Source organism: Janthinobacterium sp. SUN120, from assembly GCF_030397735.1.
In the GTDB taxonomy this organism is placed as follows: domain Bacteria; phylum Pseudomonadota; class Gammaproteobacteria; order Burkholderiales; family Burkholderiaceae_D; genus Janthinobacterium; species Janthinobacterium kumbetense.
This window is the reverse complement of sequence record NZ_JAPUBW010000006.1, coordinates 50,670-65,332: the sequence shown is the minus strand read 5'-3', so window position 1 is coordinate 65,332 and position 14,663 is coordinate 50,670. Positions and strand designations below refer to the sequence as shown.

Annotated in this window: 12 protein-coding genes; 7 read left to right on the top strand and 5 right to left on the bottom strand. The window is 65.2% G+C overall.

Annotated features, from left to right (window positions below; genetic code table 11):
- Positions 1-7 precede the first annotated feature (7 nt).
- On the bottom strand, positions 8-1,765 hold the full coding sequence (gene ilvB, locus O0879_RS24750; RefSeq protein ID WP_289919285.1) for a biosynthetic-type acetolactate synthase large subunit: 1,758 nt from the start codon (positions 1,763-1,765) through the stop codon (positions 8-10).
- A 99-nt stretch (positions 1,766-1,864) separates the two neighbouring features.
- Here ilvB and O0879_RS24745 point away from each other — a divergent pair, with 99 nt between their 5' ends.
- Positions 1,865-2,326, top strand: coding sequence for an Lrp/AsnC family transcriptional regulator (locus O0879_RS24745; protein WP_070217690.1), 462 nt, complete (start codon positions 1,865-1,867; stop codon positions 2,324-2,326).
- Between the two features lie 93 nt (positions 2,327-2,419).
- The gene (locus O0879_RS24740; protein WP_289919283.1) at positions 2,420-4,921 is read left to right on the top strand and encodes a TonB-dependent receptor; all 2,502 of its coding nucleotides are present in this window, start codon (positions 2,420-2,422) and stop codon (positions 4,919-4,921) included.
- On the opposite strand, the gene O0879_RS24735 is transcribed toward O0879_RS24740, so the two are convergent.
- A complete protein-coding gene (locus O0879_RS24735) occupies positions 4,918-5,595 on the bottom strand; it encodes a response regulator transcription factor (protein WP_251349271.1) in 678 nt (225 codons plus the stop codon). The genes O0879_RS24740 and O0879_RS24735 overlap by 4 nt on opposite strands.
- On the bottom strand, positions 5,592-6,500 hold the full coding sequence (locus O0879_RS24730; protein WP_289919279.1) for a histidine kinase: 909 nt from the start codon (positions 6,498-6,500) through the stop codon (positions 5,592-5,594). Before O0879_RS24730 ends, O0879_RS24735 begins: the two co-directional genes overlap by 4 nt.
- A 437-nt stretch (positions 6,501-6,937) precedes the next feature.
- Here O0879_RS24730 and O0879_RS24725 point away from each other — a divergent pair, with 437 nt between their 5' ends.
- From O0879_RS24725 to O0879_RS24705, 5 genes are all read left to right on the top strand, one after another.
- Positions 6,938-7,753: an NF038120 family PEP-CTERM protein gene (locus O0879_RS24725; protein ID WP_289912276.1), complete on the top strand. Its 816-nt coding sequence runs from the start codon at positions 6,938-6,940 to the stop codon at positions 7,751-7,753.
- A 1-nt stretch (position 7,754) separates the two neighbouring features.
- Positions 7,755-10,919 carry a S8 family serine peptidase gene (locus tag O0879_RS24720; RefSeq protein WP_289919277.1) on the top strand — a complete coding sequence of 1,055 codons (3,165 nt, stop codon included), beginning with the start codon at positions 7,755-7,757 and terminating at the stop codon, positions 10,917-10,919.
- Positions 10,920-11,076: 157 nt separating this feature from the next.
- Positions 11,077-11,694 (top strand): AIM24 family protein, encoded by a 618-nt coding sequence (locus tag O0879_RS24715; RefSeq protein ID WP_216350350.1) that lies wholly within the window; start codon positions 11,077-11,079, stop codon positions 11,692-11,694.
- 17 nt (positions 11,695-11,711) lie between these two features.
- A complete protein-coding gene (locus O0879_RS24710; protein WP_034784288.1) occupies positions 11,712-12,353 on the top strand; it encodes an AIM24 family protein in 642 nt (213 codons plus the stop codon).
- Between the two features lie 3 nt (positions 12,354-12,356).
- The gene (locus O0879_RS24705) at positions 12,357-13,094 is read left to right on the top strand and encodes an AIM24 family protein (protein ID WP_152252167.1); all 738 of its coding nucleotides are present in this window, start codon (positions 12,357-12,359) and stop codon (positions 13,092-13,094) included.
- 6 nt (positions 13,095-13,100) lie between these two features.
- Here O0879_RS24705 and O0879_RS24700 read toward each other — a convergent pair whose 3' ends face one another.
- Positions 13,101-13,907, bottom strand: coding sequence for an enoyl-CoA hydratase (locus tag O0879_RS24700; protein ID WP_289919275.1), 807 nt, complete (start codon positions 13,905-13,907; stop codon positions 13,101-13,103).
- Between the two features lie 42 nt (positions 13,908-13,949).
- Positions 13,950-14,579: a head GIN domain-containing protein gene (locus O0879_RS24695; RefSeq protein ID WP_289919273.1), complete on the bottom strand. Its 630-nt coding sequence runs from the start codon at positions 14,577-14,579 to the stop codon at positions 13,950-13,952.
- Between the last annotated feature and the right edge of the window lie 84 nt (positions 14,580-14,663).

Sequence of the window (14,663 nt, the reverse complement as noted above, 5' to 3'; positions counted from 1 at the left end):
GGTTTTTTTACCCGGTGTAGACGACGCCTTTGCGCAAGGTCACTTCATGGTGCCCCGCGCCGGGCGCCATCATGGGGAAGCAGTTTTCCGCGCCATGCACGCGCACGTCGAGGAAGTACGGGCCCTCCGATGCGAGGCAGGCTGTCAATGCCGCGTCGAGTTCCTCGCGCCGGCTCACCGTGTGCGCCTGCCAGCCGAACGCGCGCGCCAGGGCGACGAAATCGGGCAGCGCTTCCGTGTAGCTGTGGCTGTAGCGCCCGCCATGGATGAGTTCCTGCCACTGGCGCACCATGCCCATGTAGCCATTGTTCGACAACACCACTTTCACGGGCAGGCGGTGCTGCACGGCCGTGGCCAGTTCCTGGATATTCATCAAGATCGACGCATCGCCGCTGACGCACACGACGCGCTTGCCCGGATGGGCGATCTGCGCGCCGATGGCGGCCGGCAAGCCATAGCCCATGGTGCCGGCGCCGCCCGAGGTGAGCCAGCGGCGCGGCTGCTCGAAGCGCAAGTGCTGCGCCGCCCACATCTGGTGCTGGCCCACGTCGGTGGAAACGATGGCATCGCCGCCGTCCATGCCGTCCAGCGCCGCTTGCAGGCGCCGCATCAGCGCCTGCGGCGCGATCACCTCCGGCGTATCGTCGAACGCCAGGCTGTCCTGGGCGCGCCAGCCGTCGATGCGTTGCCACCACGGCTGGCGGTCCGCCAGCAGGCGTCCGCGCAGCTGTGCCAGCAAGGCGGCCAATACGGGGGCGCAATCGCCGCGCAGGGCCACGTCGGCGCGCACCACCTTGTGTATGGAGGCCGGGTCGATGTCGATGTGGATGACCTTTGCGCCAGGACAAAACGCATCCAGGCGGCCCGTGACCCGGTCGTCGAAGCGGGCGCCGACGCAGACGATCAAATCCGCATGGTGCATGGCCAGGTTCGCTTCCAGGGTGCCGTGCATGCCCAGCATGCCGAGGAAGGCCGGGTGCGAGGCGGGAAAGGCGCCCAGGCCCAATAAGGTCAGGGTGCACGGCGCGGCGGCCAGTTTCACCAATTGCTGGAAGGCGGCGCAGGCATCCAGGCCGGAATTGACGAGGCCCCCGCCGCCATAGAACACGGGCTGGCGCGCGCCGGCGATCAGGCTGGCGGCCCGTTCCAGGTCTGCGGGCGGCGGCAGGGGCGCGGCCGCTGTGGCTGCGGGCGGCAGCGGCGCGTGTTGCGTGACGGGCGCCAGCTGCATATCCTTGGGAAAATCGACCAGCACGGGGCCGGGCCGGCCCTGCGTGGCTTGAACAAATGCTTCGTGCACGACGGCGGCCGTTTCCTCGGCCGCGCGGATTTGCCGGTTCCACTTGGTGACGGGGCGCGAGATGCCCAGCGCGTCGCATTCCTGGAAGGCGTTGGTGCCGATGCTGGTGCTGGCCACCTGGCCGCTGATGCAGATGACGGGCACCGAATCGCACAGGGCGTCGAGCAAGCCCGTGGTGGTGTTGCTCATGCCGGGGCCGGACGTGACGAAGACGACGCCGGGCCGGCCCGTGCTGCGCGCATAGCCTTCGGCCGCGTGCACGGCCGCCTGTTCGTGGCGCACCAGCACGTGGCGCAAGCGGGGCTGCGCGTGCAGCGCGTCGTACAGGGGCAGCACGGCGCCGCCCGGGTAGCCGAAGACGGTGTCGACGCCCAGGGCCAGCAGGGTGTCGATCAGGGTGCTGGCGCCGTTGCGCGGCGCAAGGTCGGCGGCGGGAGCGAGGAGGGGAGCGGGATCGGGTTTCATGGCCTTATTTTCTGCCTGATGCGGCAGAAAAGGCTGCTGGTTTTCTCGTATAGAATGCGATATTCAGTAAAATTTGCTGTGAAATAAGGATATGACAGAATGAAACTGGACAAATTCGACCTCGCCATCCTGACGGCCCTGCAGCAGGATGCCCGCATCAGCCTGCACGACCTGAGCGCCAAGGTGGGCCTGACCTCGTCGCCATGCTGGGCGCGCATCAAGCGCATGGAAGACGATGGCGTCATCGAAGGCTACACGGTGAACGTCAACGCGGCCAAGGTGGGGCTGGCCGACACCGTCATCGTGCAAGTGACCTTGGACGACCATTCCGACCAGGCCCTGTTCGAATTCGGCCACGCGCTGGCCATGATCCCGGAAGTGCTGGAAGCGTTTCTTGTGTCCGGCGACTACGATTACTACCTGCGCATCGCGGTGAGCGACACGCGCGACTATGAACGCCTGCTGCGCGAGCGTTTATATAAAATTCCCGGTATCCGCCACAGCAAATCCAGTTTCGTGTTGCGCCAGCTCAAACAGAGTTACCTGCCCTTGCAACGCTAGTTCCCCCGCACGGCGGGAGTTTTTCCCTGGTTCCCCGATGGTGGCTGTCCGATACTGGACGCAATAAAAACCACGATAAAACTGGGGATACGCATGAAACTGACTTTATTGGCTGCCGCCGCCATGGCGCTGTGCCAGGCGCAGGCCGCTGACCTTGCCGCTGACGCCAGCCTGGCCGCGAGCCTGGCCACCTCGGGTGACTTGCCCACCGTCATCATCACGGGCAGCATGCCGCTGCCCACCGTGGACCAGCCGCGCGACACCCTGGCCGCGCCCGTGCAGACGGCCAGCGCGCAGCAGATCGCCCGCAGCGGCGCGCTCGACATCTCCGCCTTCCTGCGCCGCAACCTGGGCAGCGTCTACGTGAACGAGGTACAGAACAATCCGTTCCAGCCCGACGTCAGCTACCGCGGCTATACGGCGTCGCCCTTGCTGGGCACGCCGCAAGGGTTGTCCGTGTACCTGGACGGCATGCGCCTGAACCAGCCGTTCGGCGACGTCGTCAGCTGGGACTTGATCCCGCGCATGGCCATCGCATCGCTGACCCTGATGCCCGGCTCGAATCCCCTGTTCGGCTTGAATACCCTGGGCGGCGCGCTGGCGCTGCAAACCAAGGATGGCCGCAGCAGCCCCGGCACCGCCATCGAAGCGCGCCTGGGTTCCGACAAACGGCGCGCCGTCGAGGTCGAGCATGGCGGCAGCAATGCGCAAGGCTGGCACTGGTATGTGACGGGCAACCGTTTCAAGGAAGACGGCTGGCGCGACGATTCGCCGTCCGACGTGCGCCAGCTGTTTGGCAAGCTGGGCTGGAGCGATGCGCGCACGGACATCGCCGTTACCGTAGCCCATGCGGACAATGCGCTGACGGGCAACGGCTTGCAGGAACAGCGCCTGCTGGCGCGCGATTACCGCAGCGTGTATACCAAGCCGGATTTGACGCAGAACAAATCGACCCTGTTGAACCTGACGGGCAAGCACCAGGCCGGCGCGGCCTTGCTGCTGTCCGGCAATGTGTACTACCGCAAGATCGACACGCACACGTTCAATGGCGACTTGAACGACGAGTCGCTCGACCAGTCCGTCTACCAGCCGGGAGCGGCCGAGCGGGCGGCCCTGGCGGCGGCCGGCTACACGGGCTTTCCCGCCAGCGGCGCGAACGCGGCCAATACGCCATTTCCGAAGTGGCGCTGCATCGCCAACGTGCTGCTGAACGACGAGCCGGCCGAAAAATGCAATGGCATGCTCAACCGTAGCCATACGCGGCAGGAAAACTATGGATTTTCGGGCCAGTTCACCGCGCTGGCCGACGTGGCCGCCATGCGCCACAGCGTCACGGCCGGTGCCGCCTTCGACGCCAGCCACGCCACGTTCCGCCAGACGAGCCAGTTCGGCTACCTGAATCCGGACCGCAGCATCACGCCTGTGAACTTCTTTGCCGACGGCACGGAAATCGATGACGATGGCATGCCCGTCGACAACCGGGTCGACTTGAGCGGGCGCATGCGCACGTGGAGCGTGTATGCGAGCGACAGCATTGCGTTGAATCAAGATATGACCTTGACCGTCTCCGGCCGCTACAACCGCAGCACCGTGCGCAACCGCGACGCCATCACGCCCGGCGGCGGCAGCGGTTCGCTCGATGGCAACCACCGTTTCAGCCGCTTCAATCCTGCCATCGGCCTGGCGTATGCGCCGGCCGCAGGCGTGAGCGCCTATCTCGGCTACAACGAAGGCAGCCGTACGCCGACGGCCATCGAGCTCGGTTGCGCCGACCCGGAAAACCCGTGCCGCCTGCCCAACGCCATGGCCGGCGACCCGCCATTAAAGCAGGTCATCACGAAGACGTGGGAAGCGGGCGTGCGCGGCCAGTGGGGCGAGGTGGCCCGCTGGAGCGCCGGCGTGTTCCGCGCGGAAAATCACGACGATATCCTGTTCGTGGCCGACAACCAGGCGGGGTTTGGCTATTTCAAGAATTTCGGCAAGACGCGCCACCAGGGCGTGGAGCTGGCGCTGGATGGCAAGGCGGGCATGCTGGACTTCGGCGTCAACTACACGTGGCTGCAGGCGACGTATCAAAGCCGGGAGTTCGTCAACGGCAGCGCCAACAGCAGCAGCGATGCGGACGCGCCCGGCCTGGAAGGCAATATCGTCATCACGCCCGGTAAGCGCATTCCCTTGACGCCGAGCCATATCCTGAAGGCGCATGTGGATATTCAGGGCGGACGCGACTGGACGGTGGGCCTGGCCATGACGGCCGTCTCCAGCGCCTATGCGCGCGGCAATGAAAACAATGCGCACCAGGCGGGAGGAACGTCGTACCTGGGCGCGGGCAAGAGCGGCGGCTATGCCGTGGTGGAATTGAACGGCAAGTACCAGTTGACGCCACGACTCAGCGTGTTTGCCCAGGTGAATAACCTGTTCGACCGGAAATATGCGACGGCGGCCCAGCTGGGCGCGACGGGTTTCGATGCCAACGGCAATTTCGCCGCCCGCCCGCTGCCCGCCGTGAACGGCGACTATCCGATGGTCAATGCGACGTTCTATGCGGCCGGCGCGCCGCGCAGCGTGAACGTGGGCGCGCGCTATGCGTTTTAAGGATGGACCTGCTCGATGATGCCGTTGCGCAGCGCCAGATGCACCAACGCGGCGGGGCCGGGCACGTCGAGCTTTTCCTTGATGCAAGTCTGGTGGTTGGCCACCGTCTTGCTGCTGACGTGCAGCAGGCGGGCGCAGTCGGCGGCGCTGCGGCCTTCGGCCAGCAGGCGGAAGATTTCGAATTCACGCTGGCTCAGGCTGCTCAAACGGTCTGCTTCCATGTTGGCCGTGCCTTGCAGCACGCCGGGCGCGCTGTGCGGGTCCAGGTAGCGCCGGCCCGCGTGGGCGGCGCGCACAGCGTCGACCAGGTGTTCCGGGTCGGCCTGCTTGCTGACGAAGCCGCAGGCGCCGCCGTCAAACGCGCGCGCGATGAGCTGGGGCGTGTCGTGCATGGTAAACACCAGCACGCGGGCGCCCGCGTCGCGCGCGAGCAGCTTGCGCAGCAATTCCAGGCCGCCGATGCCGGGCATGGACAAATCCGTCACGCAGACGTCGGGCGCATGCTCCTGGTACAAGCCATACGCCGTTTCGCCATTGCCCGCCTCGGCCACGACGGCGATGTCGCCGCCCTGTTCCAGCAGGCGCCGGTAGCCCGTGCGCACCACCGGATGGTCGTCCACCAGCATCACGCGGATCGGCCGCATGCCGCTGTGCATGGCGTTCATGGCGCTCATGCCGCGCACCGTGCCGCCAGGGCCACTTCGATGCGCAAGCCGTTGCCCAGCGCATTGATCCAGCGGATGTGGCCGCGCAAGCCTGCCACGCGCTCGCGCATGCCCAGCATGCCGAAACCGTCTGCTGGCGTCTTGTCCTGGCGCAAACCTCGGCCATTGTCTTCGATGGCCAGGTGCAGCAAGCCGTGCGCATCGGCGCGCAATTCCACCGTGGCCTGGTCGGCGCCCGCGTGGCGCGCCACGTTCGTCAAGCCTTCCTGCACCAGGCGGTAGATGGCGGTGGCGGTGCTGTCGTCGAGGCCGGCGGGGATGGCGTGCGCCGCGAAATGGCAGGCGATGCCGTGCTGCTGGGCCCAGCTGTCGCACAGCGCCTGCAGTGCCGGCGCCAATCCCAGGCTGTCGAGCACGGGCGGGCGCAGCCGGCGCAGCATCGTGCGCACCATCGCGTGCAGCGCTTCCGACGAGCGGGCGATGCTGGCGGCGCACGCCTGCACGTTTGCCTGGTCGCCCTCGCGCGCGCGCAGGATGTAGCTGGCGGCGGCGCGGATGGCCGTGCAGTCTTGTCCCACTTCATCGTGCAGCTCGCGCGCCAGCGCGCAGCGTTCCTCTTCCTGCGCGCGCAGCAGGCGCTGCGTGAGGGCGCGGTTTTGCGCCAGCAGCAGCGCCACCTGGCGGCCGCGCCGCGCGGCAAAGCCGGCCAGCGCCAGCACCAGGACCAGCAGGCTCAGGGCCAGTTCATCGAGTTGCCAATGTTCCTGGCGCCAGAGCGACTGCGTCAGCCGTTCGGCCAGGTCCAGCCTGGCGGCCAGCAGGAAAAAAGCCAGCGCCAGCGCGCAGCACAGCAGGACGGTCCGGCGCGGCCGGGCGTGCGCGCTTGCCTGGGCGCCAAATTGATGGTGTTCCATGATGCTGCTCCCTGAGCACGGTCGATCTTCTTGTTGTGCAAGCTTCATGCCATCGGCGCAAGGGCGCGAGGGGCCGCTCATGCGGGGCGGAGGGAACAGGCAAGTGTTCCAGGATGGAACAGGTGTACCGCGATGTGACGGAGGAGGATGACGCGGCAGGCGCGGTTTTCGAGCTTATCCGAAGTCGGGCCGGTCCGCTGGCGTACGCGTCTGCAGTGCGCGCTCTTGTTGTTCAAATGTAACGTTGAGATTCCTCAAACTTTCATAGATAAAACAAAACAAAGTTTCGCGGAGTTAGATAAAAAATAAATAAATGATATTAAAAATATGATATTTGTTTTATGCGATTTGCTATATTTGTTGACACTTTTGTGAAAAAGCTGAAAGCGGGCGCCAGACCTGCCGACCTATCTATCCACAACAATCAAGGGAATAGAATGAATCGTTTATCACATGCGCGGGTATCGCCCGCCACCGCCAATCCGCCCGCTACCCGCGGTCGCGTCGCCGTCCTTGCCGCGCTGGCCACCTTGTCCGTGCTGGGCTCGGCACCGGCCCTGGCCGGTGTCCTGACTTTCGACAACTTGCGTCCCGACGTGTATGAAAGCGGCCAGACGCTCAATACGTCGAGCTACAACCTGCTGTTCCTGGCCGACCCGACGACGGCGGCCGGCGGCGGCGTCAGCGGCGTGGGCGCCATCCTCGATGGCCGCGTGGGTTCGTCGTGCGATATCGCCGCTTGCCCGCAGGGCGCCAGCGGCAATTACCTGGCTATCCTCAACGATGGCGGCGTGAATTTCACGCGCGCCGACCACCAGGCATTCACCCTGGCCGGTTTCGATTATTCCTTTATCGCTCCCGTGTCCGGCTTGCCGAACCAGAATTGGGGCCAGCTGCAGCTGAGCGGCACCCTCAGCGACGGCCAGGTGATCAGCACCTCGCTGGCGTTTCCCGGCCAGGGCAGCGATGGCAATTACCATTTCCAGAGCGCTTCCCTGCTGGGCGGCTTCAGCAACTATGCGTTTACGGGCCTGAGCTTCAATGCGTGCATCTTCAACGATACGGGCGCGTGCAGCAATTCCCTCGATTTCCCCGCCTTCAACCAGGGCCAGTTTGCGCTCGACAATATCAATATCAGCGCCGTGCCGGAACCGTCGACCTACATGCTGATGCTGGCCGGACTGGGCGCCATCGGCATGCTGTCGCGCCGCCGCAGCGGCAAGTTCGCCGCCTCCACCGTGCAAGGAGCATGAGATGAAATTACGTCCCGTTTCACTCGGCATCCTCTTGCTGGCCGCCAGCCTGGCGCAAGCGGCGCAGGCGCAGGAACGCCGCTCCTACATCGTGCAACTGGTCGACAAGCCGGCCGCCACCTACACGGGCCAGGTCGACGGCCTGGCCGCCACCAAGCCGGCTCCGGGCGCGCGCATCAACGTGGGCGCCGCCGATGTGCAGGCCTATTTGAGCTACCTCGACACCAAACAGGCCGCCGTGGCCGGCACCGTCAGCGCGGCGGAAATCACGCACCAGTACAGCGTCGTCTTCAACGGCTTTTCCGCCTTGCTGACGGACGATGAAGTGCGCGCCCTGAAGAAAAACAGCGGCGTGGCCAGCATCAGCGCCGACTCCATCCTGCAGCTCGACACCAGCTACACGCCCAGCTTCCTGGGCCTGGACAAGCCGGGCGGCATCTGGGAGCAGCTGGGCGGCAAGGCGCACGCGGGCGAAGACATCATCATCGGCATCGTCGACAGCGGCATCTGGCCCGAGAACACGGCCTTTGCCGACCGCCTCGACGAGAATGGCGTGCCCAGCCACAGCGGCAACAATGTCGTGTATGGCGCGCCGCCGGCCAGCTGGCAGGGCACTTGCCAGACGGGCGAAGGCTTTAGCGCCGAGAATTGCAACAATAAGCTGATCGGCGCGCGCTACTACCGCGCCGCCACCTCGGCGCTGCACTGGACGGAATTCATGTCGCCGCGCGATTCCGTTGCCGGACTGACGGGGCACGGCGGCCATGGCACGCACACGGCTTCCACGGCGGGCGGCAACAATGGCGCCCTGGCCACTTCGAACGGCGTATCGCTGGGCAAGGCGTCCGGCATGGCGCCGCGCGCCCGCATCGCCGCCTATAAGGTGTGCTGGACGGCAGCCTCGACGGGCCGCAACGGCTGCGCCACGGCCGACAGCGTGGCCGCCATCGACCAGGCGGTCAAGGATGGCGTGAACGTCATCAACTTCTCCATCGGCCCGAATGCGGGCGGCGGCGCCTTCGACGAGCCGACGGAAGTCGCCTTCCTCGGCGCGGCGGCGGCCGGCGTCTTCGTTGCCACGTCCGGCGGCAATTCCGGCCCGGCCACGCCTGCGCCCGACGTGCCGGCGCCCGTCTCGCACATCAGCCCATGGCTGGCGACGGTGGCCAATTCCACCCACAACCGCCTGTACGCGGCCAACGTCACTCTCAGCAGCGGCACGAAACTGGAAGGCGCATCGAGCAACGCGAATACGCCGGCACTGCCGCTGATCCAGTCGCGCGACGCGGGCCTGGCCGGCGTGCTGCCGACGGATGTCAACTTGCTGCGCTGCTTCGGCGTGGCCGATGCCACGTCGGCGTATCTGGACCCGGCGAAAGTGGCGGGCAAGATACTCGTGTGCGACCGTGGCGGCAACGTGCTGGTCAACAAGAGCGCGAACGCCAAAACGGCGGGCGCGGCGGGCGTGATCATCGCCAACGTGGCCGGCGGCGCCAACACCGTCATCAACCAGGCGCATGCGCTGTCGACCGTGCACCTGGCGCAGGCGCAGGGCGACGCGCTGAAGGCCTTCATGGCGGCGACGCCCGACGGCACGGCGGCATTGGGCGAAATCCACACCACCGCCGACACGACGGTGCAGGCGCCGATCGTCAGCGACCGTTCCTCGCGCGGGCCGAACGTGGCCAACGCGAACATCCTGAAACCGGATCTCTCGGCGCCCGGCACCAACGTGCTGGCCGGCGTGACGGCCGACCTGACGCAGGCGCAGCGCGATGCCGTGGCGGCGGGCGGCGTGGCGCCGGCGGCCGAGTGGGATTTCTATTCCGGCACCTCGATGGCCAGCCCGCACGTGGCCGGCGTGGCGGCATTGCTCAAGCAGCAGCATCCTGACTGGTCGCCCGCGGCCATCAAGTCGGCGCTGATGACGACGGCCTTCAGCACCTATTCGGATGGCTTGAACGGTTCCGTGTCGTGGGATGCCACGGCGAAGACCTCGGGCCAGCTGCCGTGGGGCCAGGGCGCCGGCCACATCGCGCCGAACAGCGCGGCCGATCCGGGCCTCGTGTACGACATGTCGGAAATCGACTATGCGCGCTTCCTGTGCGGCCTGAACCTGAAGGTCTACAGCGCCGCCACATGCCAGGCCATCGGTACCATCGCGGCCTATAACCTGAACCTGGCGTCGCTGACGGCGGCCAACGTGCTGGGCACGCAAACCCTGACGCGCACGGTGACCAACGTGGGCGCCAGCAGCGCCGTCTACAACGTCTCGGCCAGCTTGCCCGGCTACACGGTGGCGGTGACGCCTACCAGCCTGAACCTGGCGCCGGGCGCCAAGGGCCAGTACCAGGTCAAGCTGACGCGCACCACGGCGCCGGCCAATACCTGGACCTACGGCGCCCTGAGCTGGACGGATGGCACGCACACGGTGCGCAGCCCCCTGACGGCGCGCGGCACGGCGCTGGTGGCCATTCCGCTGGTCAGCAGCGAAGCGGCCACGGGCAGCAAGGTGCTGACCCTGGGCACGGGCTTCTCGGGCGCGCTGGTGGGCGTCAAGTCGGGTCTCGTCGAAGCCGTGCGCCAGGCGCGCACGATCGGCCAGGCGACGACGGGCGCCGCCGCATCGGCCGCCTGCAAGGCGGGCGGCGCCACGGGTGTGAACGTGCACAATGTGGTGATCCCGGCCGGCACCCTGGCGGCGCGCTTTGCCACCTACGATGCCGAAACGACGGGCGGCGCGAATACCGACATGGACATGGAGGTCTACAACGCCGCCAATGTGCTGGTCGGCAGCAGCGGCAATGAAAGTTCCAATGAGCAAGTGGAACTGCGCCTGCCCGCCGCCGGTACCTACAAGGTGTGCGTGATCGGTTTTGCGCCGCAAAACGGCCAGGCCGACTACACCTTGTCGTCGTGGGTACTGGCGCCGGGCTTGTCGAATGGCGGCTTCAAGGCGCTGATGCCGGGCACGGCCTTCACGGGCGGCACGGCGACTGTCTCGCTGAGCTGGTCCAACCTGGCCGAAGGCAAGCGTCACCTGGGCGCCGTCGGCTACCAGGTGGCTGGCGTGGTGCAGGGCGTGACGGTGGTCGAGGTCAATACCAACGATCCCGTGCCGCTGTTCCAGAACGCGCGCGGCGCCAAGCCGGTGCTGGCTGAATAAACCGTTCTTTGCTTGAACGCAAGGCGTGCCTTCGGGCACGCTTTTTTTTATTCACCCACCCCCGTTCGGGAGGAATAGCACTTGCATGGCGGTAACGCCAACGGTATCTTGTCGGATAGCCATGGCTTTGTGCCCTGGCATTCTTGGGGAGTCGCGCGTGACCAGTTTCCGCACCAATACCGACCGCCTGCTGGAAGTGCGCCTGCAGGATGAAAAAGTGCTGGCGATTGCCGGCGCCATGGTCGCCTATACGGGCAGCATCAAATTTGAAAAATCCCTGCTCGGTGGCGAGGGCCTGTTCGGCGCGCTCAAGCGCAAGGTGACGAACGAAGGCATGCAGGTGATGCAGGCCGCCGGCACGGGCACCGTGTTTTTCGCGCAGAATGCGGCCGAGATCACCGTCATTCCGTTGACGGGTGAAAAGCTGACCATCGAAAGCAGCAGCCTGCTGGCCTACGACACGAGCCTGAAGACGGGCACCAGCTTTGCGGGTCTGCGCGGCGCCAGTTCGGGCCAGGGCCTGTTTTCCACCACCGTCGAAGGGCACGGCAACCTGGCCGTCATTTCGCGCGGCAACCTGATCATGCTGGAAGTGACGCCCGCGCACCCGCTGCGCGTGGACCCGGACGCCTTCGTCGGCTTCAAGGGCGATATCCGCCAGGAATTCGTTTTCGACGTCAACTGGCGCACGATGATCGGCCAGAGCTCGGGCGAATCGTACCAGCACAAATTCACAGGCCAGGGCGTGGTGTTCATCCAGCCCGCCGAACGTTAAGTCAGCGAGGACCCGCGATGCCTGTCTATCAGCAAATCAATGAAAAGATGCTTGAGGTCAAACTCGGCAATGAAGAAGTGTTCGCGCGCAAGGGCGCCATGGTGTCCTACCAGGGCGACGTGGCGTTCAGCCGCTCCTTCCTGGCCGGCCAGGGCGTGCAAAGCCTGGCCATGCGCGCCGTCACGAATGAAGGCTATGCCCTGATGTCGGCGCGCGGCACGGGCAGCGTGTTTTATGCGCAGGGCGGCCTGTTCGTCACCATCGTCCCCGTGCGCGGCGAAACGTTTTATGTGGAAAGCGATTCCCTGCTGGCCTTCGATGCGCGGCTGACGGCCGGCACCATGTTCCTCGGCAACCAGGGCGGCGTGCAGGGCGTGGTGCGCGGCATGGCCTCGGGCCAGGGCTTGTTTACCACCACCCTGCAAGGCACGGGCGAAGTGGCGATTTTGTCGGACGGCAATGCCATCGGCTTGCCCGTCACGCCGGACGTGCCCGTGTTTGTCGACCCGCAAGCGTATATCGGCCACACGGGGCAGCTGAGCTCGACCATCGTCACGGACTTGAACTGGAAAACCTTCGTCGGCCAGGCGTCCGGCGAATCGTACCAGGTGAAATTCACGGGCCAGGGCACGGTCTACATCCAAGCGAGCGAAAGGTAAGCCATGACGATTTACAATCCCGATACCTTGCCGAAGAACGATAACCTGAACCGTTTTTCGTATGTCATCGACGTCAAGGAACAGATATTCATTCGCAAGGGAAAGATGATCGCCTTCTATGGCGAACTGCGCTTCGAAGCCATGGGCAGCAGCGTGCTCGACTTGATCGTGCGCAATGCCTTCAATGCACCGAAATACGTGCACCACTTTGTCGTGGCGCAAGGGCAAGGCCAGTTGATCCTGGGCGACAACGGCAACGACCTGGCGTGCTACGACCTGGACAACGCCAACATGACCATCCGCGCGAAAAACCTGCTGGGTTTTACCAAGGACGTGATTTGCCAGGAATCGACCCTGCCCGGCTACCTGACCATGATCGGCACGGGCAAGGTCATCGCCTCGTCGAACGGCCCCGTGCATTTCCTGGAATTGCCGTGCCGCGTGGATGAGCAGGCCGTGCTGGGCTGGGCCGATTGCCCCAGCCCGTCGTATCACTACGACTATGCCCACGTGCAGGGCTGGGCCTCGGCCGCCGGCGCGCTCACCGGTTTCAGTTTGTCGGGCGAGGAAAAGCAGATCGACTTCACGGGCGCCGGCACGGTGCTGGTGCAGTCGTCCGAGCTGGACGTGACGGGCAGTTCCGCCCTGATGCAGCTGCTGGCGCAATTGCCGCTGCTGGGCAAGGAAGACCTCGGTACCTTGAGTCTTTCTGTGCAGCAGCAGATGAAGGAACAGCGCTAAGCTGCTTTACGGCCGCGCCCAGTTTGGCGGCCGTTTCTCGAGGAAGGCGGCAACGCCTTCTTCCGCATCCTCTTCCATCATGTTGCGCGCCATCACGTCGCCCGCATACGCATACGCGTCGTCCAGCGGCAGCTGGCGCTGTTTGTAAAACATTTGCTTGCCGTAGCGGATGGCCGTCGGGCTTTTCGCCATGATTTGCTGCGCCAGGCGCGCCACGGCGTCGTCGAGCGCCGCGTCGGCCACCGTTTCATTGATCAAGCCCCAGTCGGCGGCCGTGTCGGCGTCGATGAAGCGGCCCGTCACCAGCATGTCGAAGGCCCGCTTGGGCGACACATTGCGCGACAGGGCGACGGACGGCGTGGCGCAGAACAGGCCCACGTTGATGCCGGAGACGGCAAAGCGGGCGGATGCGCCCGCCACGGCCAGGTCGCAGCTGGCGACCAGCTGGCAGCCGGCCGCCGTGGCGATGCCGTGCACGCGGGCAATCACGGGCACGGGCAAGGTTTGAATGGCTTGCATCACGCGCGAGCATTGCGCAAACAGGGTTTGATAATACGCAAGCTGGCGCGTGGCTTGCATCTGGCGCAAGTCGTGTCCTGCGCAAAAAGCCTTGCCTGCGGCGGCCAGCACCACGCAGCGCACGTGCGGCTGCCCGGCAATAAGGTCGAGTTCAGCCTGCAGCGCGGCCAGCATGGCTTCCGACAGGGCATTGAATTGCAGCGGACGGTTCAGGCGCAGGGTGACCAGGCCACCCTCGTCTTCGCGCAGCACCAGCGACGCATCGTTATCCTGGGTTTCGGGTGTTGCGGTCATGCGGTCTCCCCTGGCCTGATGGCCTTGTTGTTTTAGGAAATTTTACTTGGCGGCATTGACGCTGCCGATGCCGGCGATCGACTTGTGCACGATCTTCGGCTTGCCGTAATACGTCAGTTCGCCCATGCCGCGCACCACGGCGTTCAGTTCGCCCGAGGAATACACCTTGACGGAGCCGATGCCTTCGAAATTGACGTCGACGTTTTTCGCCAGCAAGGCTTTCGTATCGACTTCGCCCACGCCCTGCGCCTTCAGGCGCAGCCAGTCGACCTGGCCATCGGCGGCCAGGCGGCCCGCACCCTTGTAGCTGATGTCGACTCTTGGGCCATTGAGCTTGGTCAATATCTTTTCGCCCGCGCCTTCCGCGATCATCTTGCGCAAGGTGGGCATGGTGATGATGATGCGCGGATCGCCTTCCGTTTTCTTGATGTCCTTGTCCTTCATGGAAATTTTCAGTTCGCCATCGACCACTTCCGTGATCACGCCGCTGAGGAATTTCTGGTCGCCGCGCAGCAGCAGGCTTTGCTCCTTGCCCGATTCGACTTCGATGCTGATGGGGCCGCGGATATCGATGGCGTTGAAGGCGCCGACCGTGCGGGTTTGCTCGTCGGCATGCGCGAGGGTGGAGAGGCAGGCAAGGGACAGGACTGACAACAGGAACAGAGGGCGCATGGCGGTATCCTTGAGTAGTTGATCAGTGTATTCTATTGTGCAACATCTCCATTGGGGAGAAATTTGCGACGAATGGCACAAATC